Here is a 21246-nt window from a genome sequence, read left to right on the forward strand (position 1 = left end):
GTTTATTCCTTGTGGTAAGCCGTGACGCGTGCGACTTCTTCTTTCGAGCCGAGGTACACCGCTACGCGTTGGTGCAGGCCTTCAGGCTGAATGTCGAGGATGCGCTGGTGACCGTCGGTGGAGGCGCCGCCGGCCTGCTCAACCAGGAACGACATCGGGTTGGCTTCGTACATCAGACGCAGCTTGCCCGGCTTCGACGGCTCGCGGCTGTCGCGTGGGTACATGAACAGACCACCACGGGTCAGGATGCGGTGCACGTCCGCGACCATCGCCGCGACCCAACGCATGTTGTAGTTCTTTTTCAGCGGGCCTTCATCGCCCGCCAGCAATTCGCCGACATAGCGTTGTACCGGTGCTTCCCAGTGACGCTGGTTGGACGCGTTGATCGCGAATTCCTGAGTGGACTCCGGGATCGTGATGTCTTCATGGGTCAGTACGAAGCTGCCCATTTCACGGTCCAGCGTAAAGCCTTTCACGCCATCACCCAGGGTCAGCACCAGCATGGTCTGCGGGCCGTAGATCGCATAACCGGCAGCGACCTGCTGGGTGCCTGGCTGCAAGAAGGCCTTTTCGTTCAAGGCTTCGTTCTGGCTCAGGTATTCGCTCGGGCAACGCAGCACCGAGAAGATCGTGCCGACCGGTGCGTTGATGTCGATGTTCGACGAGCCGTCCAGCGGGTCGAATACCAGCAGGTACGCGCCTTTCGGGTATTTGCCCGGGATCTGGTAGGCATTGTCCATTTCTTCGGACGCCATGCCGGCCAGGTGACCGCCCCATTCGTTGGCTTCGAGCAGGATCTCGTTTGAGATCACGTCGAGTTTCTTCTGCACTTCGCCTTGGACGTTTTCAGTGCCCATGCTGCCCAGAACGCCACCCAGGGCGCCTTTGGACACGGCGTGGCTGATTTCCTTGCAAGCACGCGCCACCACTTCGATCAGGAAACGCAGATCGGCAGGGGTGTTGTTGCTACGGGTCTGCTCAATCAAATAGCGACTCAGGGTAACGCGAGACATGGAAGGCTCCGGTGGAATGGGGGGCTAAAAACCCGCGCAGTTTAACGCGAGTCGAGGCGCATTTCCTCCTATCAGACGTGATACGCCCAAGAGAGTTCATGCACCGGGTTGAGCGTAGTTCGAAACGGACATTTTTACCGACCGAAGAACCGCATTCGCGAGCAAGTTCGCTCCCACAGGTTTGCGCATTCCACTGTAGGAGCGAGGCTTGCCCGCGAATGGCGCGCAGCGCCAGCCATTCTCAGGATTTGACCGGCGGTTTACGCAGCAAGCTGAACGCCATCGCCGCCAGGAATAAAACGCTCAACAACAACACCGCCCACAACCCGAACTTCTTCCAGTTCGCGTCCGTTGCCGCTGCTGCGGTCACCGTGGATGTGCTGCTCACCACCGCCGCACCTTCCACCGAAGCCTTGCCCAGCGCCGCCCACTTCGCCGCGCTGTAATCCGGAATCAGCGTCGACAACGACAGGTTCGCCGCCTTCACCGTCGCACTCCCGAGCGCCAGCGTATAAGGCCCCGCCCCGCGCGCCAGGAACACCAATTGCGTCGAGCGCACGGCAAACTTCACCGTCGGCGCTTCAGCGCCCAAGCCACCGCCGCGCTCATCCACGACAAGCTTCAACTGCTGCACGGTCTGCCCCGACAGCTGCAATTCGTTTTGCACCACGTCCTGGCCACTCTGGGTCAGGCGATAGAGCAAACCGCTGGTCAGCGGCTGCCACGGCAGACTGCTTTCGCGACGACCGGACAACGTCACCGGCGCCAGGCTGTTGGGCTGACTCAGCTCAATCTGCACCCGTTCGACATTCAGCCCCATCGGCAACTGCCACGTGTACTCCCCCGCCTTCACGCTGTTGCCCGCCAGCGGTTGCGACCAGACCAACGGCAGCGGCAGGCTGCGGGGGCTCGCGCTTTGCAACTGCGCGGACGTCAGCGCCGGCGCCGATTGCGGTGAATTCCACAGCAAGCGCAGGTAACGCGCCGATTGCCCGGGCAAGCCAACTTCATGCTGCTCGACCCGCTCGTCAGCAAACGTAAGCCGCGCCACCTGCCCTTCGCCCCACGACTGCCAATGCTGTAAGTCGTCGCTGGCCTCGATGGTGAAACGCTGAAAGCCATCGCGCTCGCTGGTCCAGTCAAGGATCAACTGCTGCAACGGCGCCTTGATGCCGCTGGCGTCGAGCAACCAGCCGCGCAGCACTTCTTCACCCGCCTCCAGCTGACTGGAAGGCTGCACTTCGACCAACGTGCCGTTCGCGCTCGATTGCACGCGTATGCCCGGCACGCGTTCCGTGGCGTCCGCCGAGGTGTACAGCGGGAACCATTTCACATCGGTCAACGTTCGATTTTCACGGGTTGACGCTGCTTCGCGAGCCAAGGCGTAGGCCTGCGCTTCGCCGACAGCGTTGAAGACCCGAACATCGCTGAGATCCGTTTGCCGCGCATTCAGTTGCACGGCCAAGGGCAATTCGAGACGATACCAAGGTCCCTCGCCGCTCAGCGACAACGGCACCTGTGTGGCGAAGTCCGCCGGTTTTTCCTGAGCGCTGGCGGACAGCGCCACACCCAGCGCAACAGCGCCCAACCAGCCCAGGTTCAGCTTCTGACTCAAGACGACACTCCTTCGGTTTCTGGGGCCGGCCTATCAGCATCCGGCGCAGCCTCGGCACGCTTGGGTGGCAGCGGAGCGAAATACCCCACCACCAGCAGCAACACGCCGACGCCGATAAACGACACGATCCGCGCAAGTCCGCCGCGGTTACTCAATTCGACAAAGAACAGTTTTGCCACCACCACGCCGATCAGCGCGGCACCGATCAGCCACACTTCGCGGCGATGGCGCAGATGGCCGCCGATCATCAGACTCAGCGCCATCAACGTCCAGACGATGGACAGACCGGCCTGCACCAGCATCGACTCAAGCAACGCATCCATCTCGAACGGCACACCGCCCCAATGGTGCGCGGTGCGCATCACCAACGCAGTGAAGAAAACAAACAGCGAACCCCCGGCGATCAGTTGGGTGGCGTGATCCACGTAGTCCTTGCGAATCGTCAGTTGCGCCACGGCGCTGCGGGACCAGACGTAGACGCCGAACAGCGCAAACAGCAGGCCCAGTTCCAACGGATTGATCAGCGGCACATACGGCAGAGGCTCGGCCGTGCCGTCGCTGACTATATTCGCCAACCAGAACCAGCCGAGCATCAGCACTGCCAACGGAGCCGCCGCGTAGAAGCGGTATTCGCGAGGATAGGCCGCCACTGGCCAAGGCCAATTGCGCGGCACCGCCATAAGCACCAGATACAGGCTCGGCAGGATCGCCCAACCCAGCCAGCGCCAGGCGTTGTACTGCTCGGACAACAGCAGCAAACCGTAACGCAGCTCCAGCGCCAGCACGCCGATCAACAGCCAGCAGCCGAGCACATGGGCGGTGCTCAGGGCGCGTGCCGGCAACATCGGCGCCAAGCGGCGCAGGGAGATGAAGTGCACGACGACCACCGCCGTCCACACCAGCCAGCCGAAGTTGGCGGCGGGGTGATAACGCGAGTGCCACGCAGCCAGCAGTACCAGACCGGCAGCAGGAATCAGCAATGTGCAGAGCAGGCCCAGCGCTGACCATTTCAAACGCAACGCCAACACCGTCCACAGCGCCACGCTCACCGCGGCAACAGCCAGCAGCAAGGTCGCTTGCAGATTCAGCGGTGCAAAGCGCAACACTTCGCTGATCCACGCCACCGCCCACCAACCCGCGCCCCACACCAGCAACACTTCGGACAAACGCTTCAAGCTCAGCACATCGAACGCCGAGACATGGTTGCCAAGCTGCAAGCGCCACGCCCCGACCATGGCGGCCAGGCCCAATACCAGCGGTGTCCAGAAGCCGCTATGGGCCAGCGGTTTCAAACCTTCGCTGGCCAGCGGCCCGAGCAGGTCCGGCCCGGCGAACAGGAATGCCGCGCCGCCAATCACCTGCAACAGCAGGCCGAAGACAAAACTCACACGCTGCTTGAGGTACAGACTGAGCCAAATGATAAACAGGCCACTGGCCGCCCACACCGCACTCGCGGTTTGCCATGGCAGCACGAACAGCACCGCCAGATTGATCAGCACCAGTCCGGCCAGCAACACCACCGACAAGCCGCGCAGCAGTCGAATGTCGTTGCGCACCATCTCATCGCGAGCAGCGAGCAACATGCCGGCGATCAACGCCAGGCCAATTAACGACGCGCTGAGCAAACCGCTCCAGCCCGCGCTGAACACGGCAGCCGACTCACCACTGGAACCTTGCAAGCGCAGCAGGAACAACGCACCACCGAGCAACTGCACGGCGAACGCGGTGAACAGGAACGTGCGCGATTGCAGACGCAGGCCGACAAACAACGTCGCCAACCCCGCCAGCGCCCAACTGATCGCGGTGCCGTGAGTCAGGAAGAACAACGGAGCCAGCAGATAGAGGAAGATCAGGCCGAGGCAGGCCAATACCGGCAGCCCTTTGCGTTCCCATGCCGATGTTTGTTCGGGCAAAGCTTTGCGCAATTGATAGAAGCTGAACAACAAGGCTGCGCCGAGCATCAACGCGCCCAGTGGAGCGCCGTCGAGCAAACTGCCGTCGCCGATCCGCAATTCGCTGACAAACGCCAGCGCCGAGCCCAGTTGCAGCAGCAAGGCAAACGCGCGAGCCAGCGGTCGTTGCTGACGCAGGCCATGCCAGAAAATACCAGCGCCTTCGACGGCCCAAGCGGCAGCCGTCCAGCGAGCATCGAGCCCCAACGGAATCGCGAGGCTGGCGAAGATTACGCCCAGCGCCAGGCAGGTTTCCGCGAGCAGCAATGCACGGCCGCCCATCAGCAACCGGGCCAGTCCCATGTAGATCATGCCCAACGCCAATGCGCTGAACGCCGCGGCAAACTCCAGGTGTTGGACCAACGCAAACTGCAAACCGAAACCCACCAGCGGCGGGCCGAACAGCATCGTGCCGTCGACGTAATCACCCTTACGCGCGGACCAGCGCAGCAGTGCCTCGCGACTGCCGTCCTCGGGGGCGTCGCTCATCTCCAGCAGCTTGCGTCGGGCGAACAGCAGGCCGATGGCCAGGTACATCAGGAAGAACAGGATCAGGAAGGGCTCGGTGCTCCACAGCAATTCCGGTGTGTAGGAGCGCAGGCCCCAGGCGAAACCGATGCCGAAGGTGCCGACGAAACCGATCAGGTTCAGCAGTCGCCAGGCCTTGAACCAGGCGATGGCGAGGATGCCGGCGTTGAGCAAGGCGAAATAACTGAACAGCGCGACGTGGTTGCCGGCGCCGGTCGATGTCAGGATCGGTGCGGCGAAACCGCCGAGTGCCGCGGCAACCGCCAGGCCCAACGCATCCTGAGTGATGGCGAGAATCGCCGAGAACACTGTCACCGCGACCAGCAGACCCAGCGCGGCTGTAGGATCGAGCAATGGATGCAGGCGCATCGCGGCAAACACCGTCAGGTACAACACGGCAATCCCGGTGCCTTGCAGCATCAGCGCGTAATTGCTGTTGCGTGTTCTGAGCCACCAACCCAGACCAAGCAAGCCCAATGCAGCCGCCGCAACCCCGGCGTAACGCAGTTCGATCGGCACCACCATGCCTTCGGTGGCATAACGCAGCAGGAACGCCAGACCGATGAACAACAGCACCACGCCGACCCGCAGCACGGTGTTGCCACCGAACAGCCAGTTGCGCGCGCCACTGATGGCCCGCTCGATGAAATTCGGGCCGCGAGGGATCGCAGGTTGTTGCGGTTCGCGGGCGACCGGTTCGGGTTTCCAGACATCGTCGGGCAGCGGACGGCTGGGTTGCGACGCCGTTGCGGCCATCGGTTCAAGTTCGGGTGGGAGCTCCCAGATCATCTCCGGGGATTCGAGAGGAATTTCATCCAGTGTGAATTCTGGAGACGGGGCGGCTTCGCTGGCAATCGGTTCGCTTATTTGCGGCGCTGTGACGCCAGACACCACCAGCAATGCCAGGCGTTGCTGCACCCCATTCAGCGCAACCTGCGCCTGCTCCAGCAGGCGGCGCTGCTCGGCCGCTTCTGAATCCAGGCGGCCGAGGCGAATGGCCTGGCCAATAACCAGCCCGAGCAACGCGCCCAACAGCGCATCGCTGAACGACTCATCGAGTGTCCAGCCCAGCACCAGCCCAATCAGCATGAACATCCATTGCATGGTCGATATCCCTAAGCAGCCCCGCTGCGGGGCGAATCCGGGCGAAGCAGCCTCTGCTCCAGTCTAGTGACCAGACACCCGGAATCCAGTGTGAAAGCAGATTGCATCTGCACCACAAATCCAATGTGGGAGCGGGCTTGCTCGCGAAGGGGCCATCACATTCAATATTGATGTTGAATGTGATGGCCCCTTCGCGAGCAAGCCCGCTCCCACAAGGGTCAAGTTGGCGCCTAGTATATCGATCAGGCCCAACGGACGTTGGGCCTTGCGCACATTTGTCGCTAAAAGTTACTCCAACGCCTTCCAAATCTCCGTGGCGTACTCGCGAATGGTCCGGTCGGACGAGAACCAGCCCATCCGGGAAGTGCTCAACACCGCCGACCGCCACCAGGCTTCAGAATCGTGCCAATGGGCTTCCACGCGCATCTGCGCGTCCCAGTAGGAATCGAAATCGGCGCAGACCAGGAAGCGGTCGTAGTCGATCAACGAATCGATCAAACCTGCGTAACGGGACGGATCATCCGGCGAGAACACCCCGCCGCGAATCGCTTGCAGCACGTCGTTAAGCCGATGGGACGCGGCAATGTCCGGCGTCGCATTGAACTCATGGTTCTGCTTGCGCGCTTCAACCTGCTGGGCGCTGAGGCCGAAGATGAACATGTGCTCGACGCCGATGCGCTCGCTCATTTCGACATTGGCACCGTCCAGCGTACCGATGGTCAGCGCGCCGTTGAGGCCGAATTTCATGTTGCTGGTGCCCGAGGCCTCGAAGCCTGCAGTGGAAATCTGCTCCGACAAATCCGCCGCCGGAATAATGCTCTCCGCCAGGCTGACGTTGTAGTTGGGCAGGAACACCACTTTGAGCAGGCCGCGCACCGTGGGGTCGTTGTTCACCACCCGGGCGATGTCGTTGGTCAACTTGATGATCAACTTCGCCTGGTGATAACTGGCTGCGGCCTTGCCGGCGAAGATCTTCACCCGCGGCACCCAGTCGATTTCCGGCTCGGCACGAATCGCCTGATACAAGGCGACGGTATGCATCAGGTTGAGCAGCTGACGCTTGTATTCGTGGATCCGTTTGACCTGCACGTCGAACATCGCCGCCGGGTTGACCGCGATCCCCAATCGTTCATGAATCAGGTAGGCCAAGGCTTTTTTGCTGTGCAGACGCTGCTCGGCGAAGGCTTTGCGGAACGCACTTTTCTCGGCGAAGGGCTCCAGTTCCAGCAGGCGTTCTTCTGCGTTGTCCAACAGATCCGGGCCGAGGGCATCGACCATCATCGACGTCAGTTCAGGGTTGGCCTGATAGAGCCAGCGGCGGAAGGTGATGCCGTTGGTCTTGTTGTTGATCCGCTCCGGGTAGAGCTTGTGCAGTTCGGAGAACACAGTTTTGCGCATCAGTTGCGTGTGCAGACCGGACACGCCGTTGACGCTGTGGGAACCGAGGAACGCCAGGTTGCCCATGCGCACGCGGCGGCCGTTGTCTTCTTCGATCAGCGACACCGCGCGCAGCACGTCGAAGTCGTGAATGCCTTTGGCGCGCAACGAGTCGATGTGCTGAGCGTTGATCAGGTAAATGATCTGCATGTGCCGAGGCAACATCCGCTCCATCAAACCGACTGGCCAGGTTTCCAGCGCTTCCGGCAACAGCGTGTGGTTGGTGTACGAGAGCGTGTCGACGGTGACCTGCCACGCGGCGTCCCACGCCACGTCGTAGACGTCGACCAATTGCCGCATCAGCTCAGCCACGGCAATAGAAGGGTGCGTGTCGTTGAGCTGGATCGCCGCGTGGTCACCCAGGGTCAGGACCGAGGTGTGCATGTTGCGATGGCGGCGCAGCAAATCCTGCAAGGACGCGGCGACAAAGAAGTATTCCTGGCGCAGACGCAATTCCTGACCGGCTTCGGTGCTGTCCGCCGGGTAGAGCACGCGGGAGATACTTTCCGCCCGGGCGACTTCTGCCACGGCGCCCAAGTGGTCACCGGCGTTGAAGCGTTCCAGGTGCAAATCTTCCATGGCACGGGCACGCCACAGGCGCAGCGTATTGACGCTCGCCCCGCGCCAGCCGACCACCGGCGTGTCGTAAGCAATCGCCCGTACGGTTTCCCCCGGGGACCAGACTTGCTTGGACTTGCCGGCCTCATCGGTCACGGTTTCGACACTGCCGCCAAAGCCGATCGGGTAAACAACTTCAGGCCGCTCAAATTCCCACGGGTTGCCGAAATCCAGCCAGTGTTCGGTCTGCTCCTGCTGCCAGCCGTCGACGATGGCCTGACGGAACAAGCCGTGTTCATAACGAATGCCGTAGCCATGGCCTGCGATGCCAAGGGTCGACATGCTTTCCATGAAACACGCCGCCAGACGACCAAGGCCACCGTTGCCCAAGGCCGCGTCGGGCTCCAGCAGGCGGATGCGCTCAATATCGACGCCGAGTTCGGTCATGGCTTCGCGGGCGACGTCGAGCAGGCCGAGGTTGCTCAGGCTGTCGTAGAGCAGCCGGCCGATGAGAAATTCCAGGGAGAGGTAGTAAACCCGTTTCTGACCTTTGCGGTAAATCTGCCGGGTGTGATCCATCCAGTGCTCGACCATGTGATCGCGCGCTGCCAGGGCGATGGCTTCGAACCAGTCGTGGTCGAAGGCGTGATCCGGGTCTTTGCCCACCGCGTAGGTGAGTTTGGTCAAGACGGCATCGCGAAATGCGGCCACCTCTGCTTCGCGAACAAGTGGTTCTTGAGTCATCGATAGGACCTCGAGCGAGCGTTGAGTTGTCTGAGCCTAGACGGTCTGACAGGCGGTCGGGGCTCTGGTTCGGCAGTTTTTCCTGATAGTGCGAGATAGGCCGGCATTACATTGTCATGTACTTGAATCAATGCAGGGGCCGTGCCGGATTAACGGTGTTATTTGGGTGACAGAGAAAAAATCTGGCGAAAGGTTGTTCAAAAATCCACCAGTCCCGGTATGATCGCGCGCCCTGATGCACACGCTGGTAACAACCGATGATGAAGTCCAACCTGATCGCTGCCGCAGAGATCGATCGCCTCGATACCTGGGCCAAATATTCTGCGCCGATGTGCGGCTCGTGTGTATCCAGCTGCTGCACGCTGCCGGTCGAGGTCAAGATCAAGGACCTGATCCGCATCGGCATCGTCGACGAGTTCGAGCGCGGCGAGCCAGCGAAGAACATTGCCAAGCGCCTGCAGAAGGAAGGGATCGTCGAGCGCTACAGCCAGAAAACCGAGATCTTCACCCTCCAGCGCATGAGCAACAACGATTGCCTGTACCTGGATCGTAAGAGCCGTCTGTGCACTATTTATGAAAAGCGTCCGGACACCTGCCGCAATCACCCGAAAATCGGGCCACGGCCGGGGTATTGCGCTTACAAGCCGAAAGAAGTGGCGCGTGAGACCAGCGAAAGCCGTCGCACCCTCGAAAAATTCTAAAGCCCCCTACATGATCGTTCCCACGCTCCGCGTGGGAATGCAGCCCGGGACGCTCCGCGCCCCAAAGCGGACGCAGAGCGTCCATTGAGGCATTCCCACGCAGAGCGTGGGAACGATCAACAAACACCGCACAAACCCCAGACAAACAAAAACGCCCCCGACCTTGCGGTCGGGGGCGTTTTTTTAAGCGCTAACTAAGTCGAGACTCAGTTACCGGCTTTCTTGGCAGCGCGGGTACGCTCGCTTTCGCCCAGGATCTTCTTGCGAAGACGGATGGACTTAGGAGTGACTTCGCACAATTCGTCTTCTTGAACGAATTCCAGAGCCTGCTCCAGGGTGAAGCGGATAGGCGGAACCAGAGCGATGGTTTCGTCTTTACCCGAAGCACGCATGTTGTCGAGCTTCTTGCCTTTGGTTGGGTTGACGCCCAGGTCGTTGTCGCGGCTGTTGATGCCGACGATTTGACCTTCGTACACGTCTTCGCCGTGGCCCAGGAACAGCTTGCCACGAGCCTGCAGGGTTTCCAGCGAGTAAGTCAGCGCCTTACCGGTAGCCACCGAAACCAGTACGCCGTTCTGACGGCCGGACATGTCGCCGGACTTCATCACGTCGTAACGGTCGAAGATCGAGGTCAGGATGCCTGCACCGGAGGTCAGGGTCAGGAACTCGTTACGGAAGCCGATCAGGCCACGAGCCGGGATGTTGTACTCAAGGCGCACACGGCCCTTGCCATCCGGAACCATGTTGGTCAGGTCGCCTTTACGGATACCGATCTGTTCCATGATCGCGCCCTGGGATTCTTCCGGCAGGTCGATGGTCACGTTTTCGTACGGTTCGTGCTTGACGCCGTCAACCAGACGGATGATCACTTCCGGACGACCAACACCCATTTCGAAGCCTTCGCGACGCATGGTTTCGATCAGTACCGAGAGGTGCAGCTCACCACGGCCGGAGACTTTGAACTTGTCGGCGGTGTCGCCTTCTTCAACGCGCAGAGCAACGTTGAACAGCAGTTCCTTGTCCAGACGTTCCTTGATGTTACGGCTGGTGACGAACTTGCCTTCTTTACCGCAGAAAGGCGAGTCGTTTACCTGGAACGTCATGGAAACGGTTGGTTCGTCAACGGTCAGCGGCTTCATCGCTTCGACGTTCAGTGGGTCGCACAGAGTGTCGGAGATGAACAGCTGGTCAAAGCCGCTGATGCAGACGATGTCGCCGGCAGCTGCTTCGTCAACGTCGATGCGGTGCAGACCGTGGTGACCCATCAACTTCAGGATACGACCGTTGCGCTTCTTGCCGTCAATGTCGATAGCCACAACTTGAGTGTTCGGCTTGACGCGACCACGAGCGATACGGCCAACGCCGATAACACCCAGGAAGCTGTTGTAGTCCAGTGCCGAGATTTGCATCTGGAACGGACCGTCACGGTCAACTTTTGGAGCTGGAACGTGGTCAACGATCGCCTGGTACAGCGGGGTCATGTCTTCCGCCATGGCGGTGTGTTCCAGACCGGCAATACCGTTCAGGGCCGAAGCGTAAACAACCTGGAAGTCCAGTTGTTCTTCGGTAGCACCCAGGTTGTCGAACAGGTCGAAGATCTGGTCCAGAACCCAGTCCGGACGTGCGCCTGGACGGTCAACCTTGTTGATGACCACGATTGGACGCAGGCCGGCTTCGAAAGCCTTCTTGGTCACGAAACGGGTTTGCGGCATAGGGCCGTCTTGAGCGTCAACCAGCAGCAGAACGGAGTCGACCATCGACATTACGCGTTCAACTTCGCCGCCGAAGTCGGCGTGGCCCGGGGTGTCCACGATGTTGATGTGGTAGCCGTTCCAGTTGATGGCGGTGTTTTTCGCCAGAATGGTAATACCGCGCTCTTTCTCCTGGTCGTTGGAGTCCATCACGCGCTCGTCGTTGAGCTCGTTGCGCTCCAGGGTGCCGGATTGACGCAAGAGTTTGTCTACCAGGGTGGTCTTACCATGGTCAACGTGAGCAATGATGGCGATGTTGCGTAGATTTTCGATCACTTGTGTATCTCGATCAGAGGATTCGGTGTGCTGACAGGTCGTGGCAGCGATTAACAGTAGAGTCAGGCCTTGCCGTTACAGCTTGACGGCAGAGTCGGGGGGCCGGTGACGCAGGCCACAGGCAAACAGCCCCGGGCTCTTAGCTCGGTCGATAAACGCGCACATTGGCATGCCCCTCACTGAGCAAATGGTGGGCATGCAGGCGACTCATCACGCCTTTGTCGCAATACAGCAGGTACTGGCGAGTAGGGTCCAGTTCCTTGAAACGAGCGTTCAATGCATAAAACGGCATCGTTTGTATGTCGATGCCAGCCAAGTCCAGCGGGTCGTCTTCAGCGGCGTCCGGGTGACGGATGTCGATGACGATCTGACCGGCCAGCGCTTCGCTGACTTCTTCAATCTGCACATCCTGGCCCAATTCGTCGATCACGCGATCGATCGGCACCAGTTTGGCGTTCTCGAGCGCACGCTCAAGTACTGCCATGTCGAACTGTTGTTCTTCGTACTCCACGCGCGGTCGCTTGGCGTGGGTCTTGGGGTTCACCGAGATGACCCCGCAGTATTCCGGCATGTGCTTGGCGAAGTCGGCAGTACCGATTTCGTTGGCCAGGTCGATGATGTCCTGCTTGTGACTGGCGATCAGCGGACGCAAGACCAGCTTGTCGGTCACGCAGTCGATCACGGACAGGTTCGGCAGTGTCTGGCTCGACACTTGGGAAATCGCCTCGCCGGTAACCAGCGCATCGATGTCCAGCCGATCGGCAATACGGGAAGCAGCGCGCAACATCATACGCTTCAAAACTACACCCATATGACTGTTATCGACTTTACCGAGAATTTCTCCCAGTACTTCCTCGAACGGCACACTCACAAATAACACGCGCTGGGAGCTGCCGTACTTCTTCCAGATGAAGTGCGCGACTTCCATGACGCCCAGTTCATGGGCCCGTCCGCCCAGATTGAAGAAGCAGAAATGGCTCATCAGGCCGCGGCGCATGATCTGGTAAGAGGCAACGGTCGAATCGAAACCGCCGGACATCAGCACAAGCGTCTGTTCCAGTGCACCCAGCGGATAACCGCCGATGCTGTTGTGCTGGCTGTGGATCACAAACAACCGTTTGTCGCGAATTTCGAGGCGAACTTCGATTTCCGGCTCTTTCAGCGAAATTCCGGCGGCGCCGCACTGACGGCGCAGTTGGCTGCCGACGTATTTCTCGACGTCCATCGAACTGAATTCATGCTTGCCGGCACGCTTGCAGCGCACCGAAAAAATCTTCCCGGCCAGCGCATCACCGAAGTGCTGTTTACACTTGGCGACGATGTCGTCGAAATCGCCCAGCGGGTATTCGTCGACCTGCAGGAAATGCGCAATGCCCGGCATGCAGCTCAGGCGCTCGGTCATCTCCTTCAGGGCTTTGGGCTCGCTGACGCGCGTTTCCAGCTCGAGATTGTCCCACACACCGTTCACCACCACAGCCGGGTCCAGGTCGCGGAGCACGGTACGGATGTTTTTGGCCAACTGGCGGATGAAACGCATCCGTACCGGGCGGCTCTTGATGGTGATCTCGGGGAAGACTTTTACGATTAGTTTCATGAAAACAGCGCGCGCTGGGCCAGCCGAAAAAGGGGGGCGCGGATTATAGCGGAAATTGCTCAAGGTTTAACCAGTTAATGTGCAGAAGGTTTTGCGCGCACCAAAACGGGTCATTTATTGATTTTGACGCTACATTGTAGGGCGAGATTTTCAGCTTACAGGCGCTTTGTACCTTTATAAGCGTGTTATTGGGGCAAAAAACCCATGGTGGGGCACTGGCATGCAATTTGCTCCCTTGTGAGGCAGGTTGCCTTGGCAGAGTATTCGCGCCGGCATCACCCATATTCCAAGGGCATCCACTACTAAGCCCGAAGCCACCCGGAGGACACTATGTCGAAGTCGGTTCAACTCATCAAAGATCATGACGTCAAGTGGATTGATCTGCGCTTCACGGACACCAAAGGCACTCAGCACCACGTGACCATGCCGGCTCGCGACGCGCTGGATGAAGCTTTCTTCGAAGAAGGCAAAATGTTCGACGGTTCCTCCATCGCTGGCTGGAAAGGCATCGAAGCTTCCGACATGATCCTGCTGCCGGACGACAGCACTGCCGTTCTCGACCCGTTCACCGAAGACCCAACGCTGATCATCGTGTGCGACGTCATCGAGCCGTCGACCATGCAAGGTTACGATCGCGACCCACGTGCGATCGCCAAGCGTGCCGAGGAATACCTGAAGTCGACCGGTATCGGCGATACCGTATTCGTTGGCCCGGAGCCTGAGTTCTTCATCTTCGATCAGGTGAAGTTCAAGTCCGACATCTCCGGCTCGATGTTTAAGATTTTCTCCGAACAAGGTTCCTGGATGTCCGACCAGGACATCGAAGGCGGCAACCATGGCCACCGTCCAGGTATCAAAGGCGGTTACTTCCCGGTTCCACCGTTCGACCACGACCACGAAATCCGTACCTCCATGTGCAACGCCATGGAAGAAATGGGTCTGGTCATCGAAGTTCACCACCACGAAGTGGCAACTGCCGGCCAGAACGAAATCGGTGTGAAGTTCAACACCCTGGTCGCCAAGGCTGACGAAGTTCAAACCTTGAAGTACTGCGTGCACAACGTTGCTGTCGCTTACGGCCGCACCGCGACCTTCATGCCTAAGCCTCTGTACGGCGATAACGGCTCGGGTATGCACGTTCACTTGTCCATCGCCAAAGATGGCAAGAACACCTTCGCTGGCGAAGGCTATGCCGGCCTGTCCGACACCGCTCTGTACTTCATCGGCGGCATCATCAAGCACGGTAAGGCCCTGAACGGCTTCACCAACCCGTCGACCAACTCCTACAAGCGTCTGGTCCCAGGTTTCGAAGCGCCGGTAATGCTGGCCTACTCGGCTCGCAACCGTTCCGCTTCGATCCGTATTCCTTACGTGTCCAGCCCTCGCGCTCGCCGTATCGAAGCCCGCTTCCCGGATCCAGCAGCCAACCCGTACCTGGCCTTCGCTGCCTTGGTAATGGCTGGCCTGGACGGCATCCAGAACAAGATCCACCCTGGCGACGCAGCTGACAAAAACCTGTACGACCTGCCGCCTGAAGAGGCGAAAGAGATCCCACAAGTTTGCGGCAGCCTGAAAGAAGCCCTGGAAGAGCTGGACAAAGGTCGTGCGTTCCTGACCAAAGGCGGCGTGTTCTCCGATGACTTCATCGACGCTTACATCGCTCTGAAAAGCGAAGAAGAAATCAAGGTACGTACCTTCGTACACCCACTGGAATATGAGCTGTACTACAGCTGCTGATCCGGTAGCGCTGCGGCACGCGGCGTGACAAAAAAGAGGCCTCCTTCGGGAGGCCTTTTTTGTGGCTGCGATTCTATGGCTGACAAAAATCCAATGTGGGAGCGGGCTTGCTCGCGAATGCGGTGTGTCAGTTACATAAATGCTGACTGATACACCGCATTCGCGAGCAAGCCCGCTCCCACAGGGGGTTTTGTGGCGTTTGAGGGTTTTTGGCAGTTCATGCCCAAATGTTTACAACTTGGGCCAACCGCCCCCTCTGACCTATGCTGCAATCCAACGCGTTCGTTTCTGGTCGATTTTATGGGTCGTGGTTTTCTATTCATCTTGCTGCTGATCGCCCTGCCCGCCGCAGCGCAGATCTATAAGTACACCGACGCCTCCGGCAACACCGCCTACAGCAATCAACCGCCCGACGGCGTCAAGGCTCAGCCGGTCGAGTTGCCACCGCTCAACAGTGTTGAGCGCCAGGCGCCTCCAGCTCCGTCTGCCGAAGCCAGCAACAGTGAACAACTGCGTAGCGCTTATGAGGTGCTGGAGTTGTCCGGTTTACCCACCGAAGAGGCCCTGCGTGCCAACAACGGCACGTTCACGGTCAGCGTCAAGATCAAACCGCGCCTTCAAGCGCCGCACCTGTTCAGGTTGCTGCTTGATGATCAGCCGTATGGGCAGTCGAGCAACGTACCAATTCTGCAACTGGTGAACATTGACCGTGGCGAACACAGCCTGGCGGTGCAGGTGATCGATGGCGAGAACATCGTTCAGCAGAGTCCGGCGGTGACGCTCACCGTGCAACGGGTGCATAAACCATGAGGTTGTGGCTGCTGATCGTCTGCCTGATCGCGCTGCCGGTAACGGCCGAGGTCTTTACCTACGTCGACGCTCAGGGCAACCGGGTCTACACCGACCAGCCGGGCTCGGGTAATGCCAAGCGCGTGCCGCTGGCGACGAGCAATCGCATGACCGCCAACCCGACGGGCGCGCGTCCCGTTATTGCCGAGCAGAAGAATGTAGAACGGCCGCTGTTCCATTACGACATGCTCCGCGTGCTGGTCCCGGAACCGGACGCTACGGTCCGTAGCAATGCTGGCGAGTTGATCGTCAGCGTTACCAACGAACCCGGCCTGCAACGGGGCCATCGCTACCGATTGCTGCTCGACGGCCAACCCACCGCTGAGCCCGGCCTCAGCCCGGTATTTGCCCTGAGCAACATCGATCGAGGCAGCCACAACCTGTCCGTGGAAATTCTCGACGAACAAGGCCGCACCGTTGAGCGCACGGCCAATCAACCTTTCCAGATGCTGCGCATTTCCCTCGCGCAGAAACGCAAGGTCAAACCTTGCGTCCTCACCGACTACGGCCAACGGCCGGAATGTCCGCTCAAAGACAAACCCGCAGAAGAAAAAAATCCGTTCCTGCGTTTCTTCTAACCTCGCTCAGGTTTGCGCACTATATTGGTGCAATAGGTTGCACCGTTCCCACATCTCAACCCATTTTGGTTCGAAAGTACCCGCGAAAGCTGGCAGAACGCCACGCAAACGAGCGTCAAACGCCCGTTTCAGGCTTTAAACGCTTCTTTTCGGAGCCTTGGTTTGGTTTTTGCATTTTCCTCGTATCGGCGCGTTATCCACGCGCATGCCCTGCTCCAAAAGAGGTCCTAATGACCATCAGTGACGCACTGCATCGTCTGCTTCTCGACAATCTGACCACCGCCACCATTCTGCTCGACGCCGAACTGCGCCTCGAGTACATGAACCCGGCGGCGGAGATGCTCCTGGCCATCAGCGGTCAGCGTAGCCATGGGCAGTTCATCAGCGAGTTGTTCACCGAATCCACCGAGGCGCTGAACTCCCTGCGCCAGGCGGTCGAGCAGGCGCATCCGTTTACCAAACGCGAAGCGATGCTCACCGCCCTCACCGGCCAGACCCTGACCGTCGACTACGCGGTCACGCCGATCCTCGCCAACGGCGCCACCATGCTGCTGTTGGAAGTCCACCCTCGCGACCGCTTGCTGCGCATCACCAAGGAAGAAGCGCAGCTGTCGAAGCAGGAAACCAGCAAGATGCTGGTGCGCGGCCTCGCTCACGAAATCAAGAATCCTCTCGGCGGGATACGCGGCGCGGCGCAATTGCTGGCTCGCGAGCTGCCGGAGGAAAGCCTGCGCGACTACACCAACGTAATCATTGAAGAGGCCGACCGCCTGCGCAACCTGGTCGATCGCATGCTCGGCTCCAACAAACTGCCGTCGCTGGCGATGTGCAACGTCCACGAAGTGCTCGAACGCGTCTGTCATCTGGTGGAAGCCGAAAGTCAGGGCTGCATCACGTTGGTACGCGACTACGACCCCAGCATTCCCGACGTGTTGATCGACCGCGAACAAATGATTCAGGCGGTGCTGAACATTGTGCGCAATGCGATGCAGGCCATCAGCAGCCAGAACGAGCTGCGCCTTGGCCGTATCAGCCTGCGTACCCGCGCCATGCGCCAGTTCACCATCGGTCACGTGCGTCATCGCCTGGTGACCAAGATCGAAATCATCGACAACGGCCCGGGTATTCCCGCGGAGTTGCAGGAAACCATCTTCTTTCCCATGGTCAGCGGCCGCCCGGACGGTACCGGGCTGGGCCTGGCCATAACCCAGAACATCATCAGCCAGCACCAGGGCCTGATCGAATGTGACAGCCACCCAGGCCACACCACGTTCTCGATCTTTCTGCCCCTGGAACAAGGAGCCACATCGACATGAGCCGTAGTGAAACCGTGTGGATCGTCGATGACGACCGTTCTATCCGTTGGGTCCTGGAAAAAGCCTTGCAACAGGAAGGCATGACCACGCAAAGCTTCGACAGCGCCGATGGAGTGATGAGCCGCCTGGCGCGCCAGCAACCGGACGTGATCATCTCCGACATCCGCATGCCGGGTGCCAGCGGTCTGGACCTTCTGGCGCGGATTCGCGAGCAACACCCACGGTTGCCAGTGATCATCATGACTGCGCACTCCGATCTGGACAGCGCTGTCGCGTCCTATCAGGGTGGTGCGTTTGAGTACCTCCCAAAACCGTTCGACGTCGACGAAGCGGTATCGCTGGTCAAGCGCGCCAACCAGCACGCTCAGGAACAGCAAGGCCTGGAAGTACCGGTCGCCTTGACCCGCACCCCGGAAATCATCGGCGAAGCGCCGGCGATGCAGGAAGTGTTTCGCGCCATCGGGCGCTTGAGCCACTCCAACATCACCGTGCTGATCAACGGCGAATCCGGGACCGGTAAAGAACTGGTGGCCCACGCTCTGCACCGTCACAGCCCGCGCGCGGCTTCGCCGTTCATTGCGCTGAACATGGCGGCGATCCCGAAAGACCTGATGGAATCCGAGCTGTTCGGCCATGAGAAAGGCGCGTTCACCGGCGCGGCCAACCTGCGTCGCGGGCGCTTTGAACAGGCTGACGGCGGCACGCTGTTTCTCGATGAAATCGGTGACATGCCGGCAGATACCCAGACCCGTTTGCTGCGGGTATTGGCCGACGGCGAGTTCTACCGTGTCGGCGGCCATGTGCCGGTGAAGGTCGATGTGCGAATCATCGCCGCGACTCACCAGAATCTGGAAACCCTGGTGCACGCCGGGAAGTTCCGTGAGGACTTGTTCCACCGCCTCAACGTCATCCGCATCCATATTCCACGGCTGTCGGACCGTCGCGAAGACATCCCGACCCTGGCCAAGCACTTCCTCGCCCGCGCCGCGCAAGAACTGGCGGTGGAGCCGAAGCTACTGAAAAGCGAAACCGAGGAATACCTGAAAAACCTGCCGTGGGGCGGGAACGTGCGTCAGCTGGAAAACACCTGCCGCTGGATCACGGTGATGGCTTCGGGTCGCGAAGTGCACATCAGCGACCTGCCGCCAGAGCTGCTGAGCCTGCCGCAGGACTCGGCACCGGTGACCAACTGGGAGCAAGCGTTGCGTCAATGGGCTGATCAGGCGTTGGCGCGTGGTCAGTCGAGCCTGCTCGACAGCGCCGTGCCGGCCTTCGAACGAATCATGATCGAGACCGCCCTGAAACACACCGCCGGCCGGCGTCGCGATGCCGCGGTGTTGCTGGGCTGGGGGCGTAACACCCTGACGCGCAAGATCAAGGAGTTGGGGATGAAGGTTGATGGTGGGGATGATGATGAGGCAGATGAGGGTTAAGCACTCGGTCTAATGTGGGAGCGGGCTTGCTCGCGAAGGCGTCATCACACTCAACATCGATGTTGAATGAAACACCGCTTTCGCGAGCAAGCCCGCTCCCACATTTAGGGCTCAGTGCACCGCACCAATGCACCGTGACCCGCAATCGCGCACGACAACTGATTCGAAACCCCGCCTGCTTCTGCAATAGAACCCATTCTTTAAAAACACGAAAGCCCCGGAATACGGGGCTTTCGACGTTTCAGCGCGACATTCTGTTTCAACTTGTTAAAACCTGGCACGCCCCCTGCAATAGTCCATTCAGTGATTCAGTTCACCACCCGGTTTCGGGGACCTTGGTACAGGCAGGCCGGGGATTCCCCTCTTTACATCGGGCTCACACCGCACTTGCGACGAGCCCACGCAGTTTTGGGGCCCTTGATACAGGCAGGTCAGGGGTTCCTTCTTTACACCGGGCTCGACGCAATGCGCGAGCCCTGCCGTTTTGGGAACCTTGGTACAGGCAGGCCGGGGATTCCCTCTTTTATTGCTCCCGGAGATGGATCTCCAGCCGCCAGCGGTCATCGACCTCGCTACCGGTCCACTCGCCCTGCAGTGGCCGGGCCGCCACTACCGTCAGCAACAACCCTCCATCACTCAAGCGCGTCCGCCAGTTCACGACCTTGTCGTTGAGCTTGAGCTGACCTTTCTGCGCCTTGCCTTGCGCCTCGAACAGCAACGCGAGGCTGCCGTCGACGAACTCGCCATGGGTCTTGGGTTCGTTGTTGAACCACACCACCAGCCCATCGTTCGTCACCTCGACCTGTTGCAATTCGCTGGGGTCAGGCGTGGTCAGGCGACCGATCATCAGCCCCACCATCAGTCCGACAATCGCCAGCGAAGCCATTACGCGCGGTAATAGTTTCGAACGTGGATCGACGGGCGGCGTAGAATGCCCGCCATCATTACCTTCGGAGCCGTGCATGTTTCACGTCATCCTCTTTCAACCAGAAATTCCGCCGAATACCGGCAACGTTATCAGGCTGTGCGCCAACAGTGGCTGCCACCTGCATTTGATCGAACCGCTGGGCTTCGAGATGGACGACAAGCGCCTGCGCCGGGCCGGCCTCGACTACCACGAGTATGCCACCCTGCAACGCCACGCGGACCTCGCCAGTTGCCTGGAGAGTCTCGGTCATCCACGGCTGTTCGCCTTTACCACCAAGGGCTCGCGACCGTTTCACGATGCCAGTTTTGCGGAGGGCGACGCGTTCCTGTTCGGCCCGGAAAGCCGTGGCTTGCCGGCCGAGGTGCTCGATGCACTGCCCGGCGAACAACGCCTGCGCTTGCCGATGCGTGAAGGCTGCCGCAGCCTGAACCTGTCGAACACCGTGGCGGTTGCCGTCTACGAAGGCTGGCGCCAGCTCGGTTTCAAATAACACCGCATAACAAATGTGGGAGCGGGCTTGCTCGCGAAGGGGTCATAACATTCAACATCATCGTTGACTGTTACACCGCATTCGCGAGCAAGCCCGCTCCCACATTGGACTTGCTTTGACTCAGGACCGCTTACTGAACGGTCGGAGTCTCGCCAGCCGCCTGCATGCGTTGCAGTTCTTGTGCGTACAGCGCGTCGAAGTTCACCGGAGCCAGCATCAGGGCCGGGAACGAGCCGCGGGTCACCAGGCTGTCCAGGGTTTCGCGAGCGTACGGGAACAGGATGTTCGGGCAGAACGCGCCGAGGGTGTGGCTCATCGAAGCGTCGTCCAGGTTCTTGATCAGGAAGATCCCGGCCTGTTGCACTTCAGCGATGAACGCCACTTCGTCGCCGTTTTTCACGGTGACGGACAAGGTCAGCACGACTTCGTGGAAGTCGCCTTCCAGCGCCTTTTGACGAGTGTTCAGATCCAGACCGACGCTCGGTTCCCACTGCTGGCGGAAGATCGCCGGGCTTTTCGGGGCTTCGAACGACAAGTCACGTACGTAGATGCGCTGCAAGGAGAATTGCGGTGCGGTGTCTTCTTCGCTAGCTGCAGTGTTCTGTTGGTCAGTCATCTCAGATCCTTTCTGATCTTGGGGTC

General features: G+C 59.8%; 15 protein-coding genes. 7 read left to right on the plus strand and 8 right to left on the minus strand.

Translation table 11 applies throughout. The annotated features are described in order from the left end of the window. Nucleotides 1–2: 2 nt before the first annotated feature. The 4 genes from EYC95_RS16100 to EYC95_RS16120 all read right to left on the minus strand — a co-directional run bounded on the left by EYC95_RS16100 (nt 3) and on the right by EYC95_RS16120 (nt 8951). Nucleotides 3–1013 carry a class 1 fructose-bisphosphatase gene (locus tag EYC95_RS16100; protein ID WP_131061248.1) on the minus strand — a complete coding sequence of 337 codons (1011 nt, stop codon included), beginning with the start codon at nt 1011–1013 and terminating at the stop codon, nt 3–5. Between the two features lie 241 nt (nt 1014–1254). Beyond that, nucleotides 1255–2628 carry a DUF3999 domain-containing protein gene (locus tag EYC95_RS16105; protein ID WP_131061249.1) on the minus strand — a complete coding sequence of 458 codons (1374 nt, stop codon included), beginning with the start codon at nt 2626–2628 and terminating at the stop codon, nt 1255–1257. Beyond that, nucleotides 2625–6212 (minus strand): DUF2339 domain-containing protein, encoded by a 3588-nt coding sequence (locus EYC95_RS16110; protein ID WP_131061250.1) that lies wholly within the window; start codon nt 6210–6212, stop codon nt 2625–2627. Before EYC95_RS16110 ends, EYC95_RS16105 begins: the two co-directional genes overlap by 4 nt. Nucleotides 6213–6500: 288 nt before the next feature. Then, the gene (locus EYC95_RS16120; protein WP_131061252.1) at nt 6501–8951 is read right to left on the minus strand and encodes a glycogen/starch/alpha-glucan phosphorylase; all 2451 of its coding nucleotides are present in this window, start codon (nt 8949–8951) and stop codon (nt 6501–6503) included. 260 nt (nt 8952–9211) lie between these two features. On the opposite strand from EYC95_RS16120, the gene EYC95_RS16125 reads away from it, so the two are divergent. Beyond that, the gene (locus EYC95_RS16125) at nt 9212–9652 is read left to right on the plus strand and encodes a YkgJ family cysteine cluster protein (RefSeq protein WP_131061316.1); all 441 of its coding nucleotides are present in this window, start codon (nt 9212–9214) and stop codon (nt 9650–9652) included. Between the two features lie 206 nt (nt 9653–9858). Here EYC95_RS16125 and typA read toward each other — a convergent pair whose 3' ends face one another. Together typA and thiI are read right to left on the minus strand one after the other, a co-directional pair. Continuing rightward, nucleotides 9859–11679: a translational GTPase TypA gene (gene typA / locus EYC95_RS16130; protein WP_131061253.1), complete on the minus strand. Its 1821-nt coding sequence runs from the start codon at nt 11677–11679 to the stop codon at nt 9859–9861. Nucleotides 11680–11818: 139 nt separating this feature from the next. After that, nucleotides 11819–13273 (minus strand): tRNA uracil 4-sulfurtransferase ThiI, encoded by a 1455-nt coding sequence (gene thiI, locus EYC95_RS16135; RefSeq protein ID WP_131061254.1) that lies wholly within the window; start codon nt 13271–13273, stop codon nt 11819–11821. A gap of 330 nt (nt 13274–13603) precedes the next feature. On the opposite strand from thiI, the gene glnA reads away from it, so the two are divergent. From glnA to ntrC, 5 genes are all read left to right on the plus strand, one after another. Continuing rightward, entirely contained in the window at nt 13604–15010 is a 1407-nt protein-coding gene (gene glnA / locus EYC95_RS16145) for a glutamate--ammonia ligase (protein ID WP_131061256.1), read from the plus strand. Between the two features lie 300 nt (nt 15011–15310). Next, nucleotides 15311–15820: a DUF4124 domain-containing protein gene (locus tag EYC95_RS16150; RefSeq protein WP_131061257.1), complete on the plus strand. Its 510-nt coding sequence runs from the start codon at nt 15311–15313 to the stop codon at nt 15818–15820. Next, nucleotides 15817–16437: a DUF4124 domain-containing protein gene (locus EYC95_RS16155; protein WP_131061258.1), complete on the plus strand. Its 621-nt coding sequence runs from the start codon at nt 15817–15819 to the stop codon at nt 16435–16437. The genes EYC95_RS16150 and EYC95_RS16155 overlap by 4 nt, the downstream gene beginning before the upstream one ends. A gap of 230 nt (nt 16438–16667) precedes the next feature. After that, complete coding sequence (glnL, locus tag EYC95_RS16160) at nt 16668–17753, plus strand: nitrogen regulation protein NR(II) (RefSeq protein WP_008024908.1); 1086 nt, start codon at nt 16668–16670, stop codon at nt 17751–17753. After that, nucleotides 17750–19186: a nitrogen regulation protein NR(I) gene (gene ntrC / locus EYC95_RS16165; RefSeq protein WP_131061259.1), complete on the plus strand. Its 1437-nt coding sequence runs from the start codon at nt 17750–17752 to the stop codon at nt 19184–19186. The genes glnL and ntrC overlap by 4 nt, the downstream gene beginning before the upstream one ends. A gap of 523 nt (nt 19187–19709) precedes the next feature. Here the strand turns inward: ntrC and EYC95_RS16175 are convergent. Next, nucleotides 19710–20150 carry a hypothetical protein gene (locus tag EYC95_RS16175; protein WP_131061260.1) on the minus strand — a complete coding sequence of 147 codons (441 nt, stop codon included), beginning with the start codon at nt 20148–20150 and terminating at the stop codon, nt 19710–19712. Between EYC95_RS16175 and EYC95_RS16180 the strand changes: the two genes are divergently transcribed. Beyond that, nucleotides 20149–20604, plus strand: coding sequence for a tRNA (cytidine(34)-2'-O)-methyltransferase (locus EYC95_RS16180; protein ID WP_007949025.1), 456 nt, complete (start codon nt 20149–20151; stop codon nt 20602–20604). The two genes, EYC95_RS16175 and EYC95_RS16180, sit on opposite strands and share 2 nt — an antisense overlap. A gap of 130 nt (nt 20605–20734) precedes the next feature. On the opposite strand, the gene secB is transcribed toward EYC95_RS16180, so the two are convergent. Next, nucleotides 20735–21220, minus strand: coding sequence for a protein-export chaperone SecB (secB, locus tag EYC95_RS16185; RefSeq protein WP_131061261.1), 486 nt, complete (start codon nt 21218–21220; stop codon nt 20735–20737). Nucleotides 21221–21246 lie beyond the last annotated feature (26 nt).

The sequence above is a fragment of the Pseudomonas sp. BGI-2 genome (assembly GCF_004310295.1).
In the GTDB taxonomy this organism is placed as follows: Bacteria; Pseudomonadota; Gammaproteobacteria; order Pseudomonadales; family Pseudomonadaceae; genus Aquipseudomonas.

Bases quoted from the DNA above. Each gene is read 5' to 3' on its own strand.
- EYC95_RS16125 (WP_131061316.1), top strand. From the start codon at position 9,212: ATGAAGTCCAACCTGATCGCTGCCGCAGAGATCGATCGCCTCGATACC.
- glnL (WP_008024908.1), top strand. From the start codon at position 16,668: ATGACCATCAGTGACGCACTGCATCGTCTGCTTCTCGACAATCTGACC.
- EYC95_RS16100 (WP_131061248.1), bottom strand. From the start codon at position 1,013: ATGTCTCGCGTTACCCTGAGTCGCTATTTGATTGAGCAGACCCGTAGC.
- EYC95_RS16110 (WP_131061250.1), bottom strand. From the start codon at position 6,212: ATGCAATGGATGTTCATGCTGATTGGGCTGGTGCTGGGCTGGACACTC.
- ntrC (WP_131061259.1), top strand. From the start codon at position 17,750: ATGAGCCGTAGTGAAACCGTGTGGATCGTCGATGACGACCGTTCTATC.
- EYC95_RS16155 (WP_131061258.1), top strand. From the start codon at position 15,817: ATGAGGTTGTGGCTGCTGATCGTCTGCCTGATCGCGCTGCCGGTAACG.
- EYC95_RS16180 (WP_007949025.1), top strand. From the start codon at position 20,149: ATGTTTCACGTCATCCTCTTTCAACCAGAAATTCCGCCGAATACCGGC.
- EYC95_RS16120 (WP_131061252.1), bottom strand. From the start codon at position 8,951: ATGACTCAAGAACCACTTGTTCGCGAAGCAGAGGTGGCCGCATTTCGC.
- secB (WP_131061261.1), bottom strand. From the start codon at position 21,220: ATGACTGACCAACAGAACACTGCAGCTAGCGAAGAAGACACCGCACCG.
- glnA (WP_131061256.1), top strand. From the start codon at position 13,604: ATGTCGAAGTCGGTTCAACTCATCAAAGATCATGACGTCAAGTGGATT.
- EYC95_RS16150 (WP_131061257.1), top strand. From the start codon at position 15,311: ATGGGTCGTGGTTTTCTATTCATCTTGCTGCTGATCGCCCTGCCCGCC.
- thiI (WP_131061254.1), bottom strand. From the start codon at position 13,273: ATGAAACTAATCGTAAAAGTCTTCCCCGAGATCACCATCAAGAGCCGC.
- EYC95_RS16175 (WP_131061260.1), bottom strand. From the start codon at position 20,150: ATGCACGGCTCCGAAGGTAATGATGGCGGGCATTCTACGCCGCCCGTC.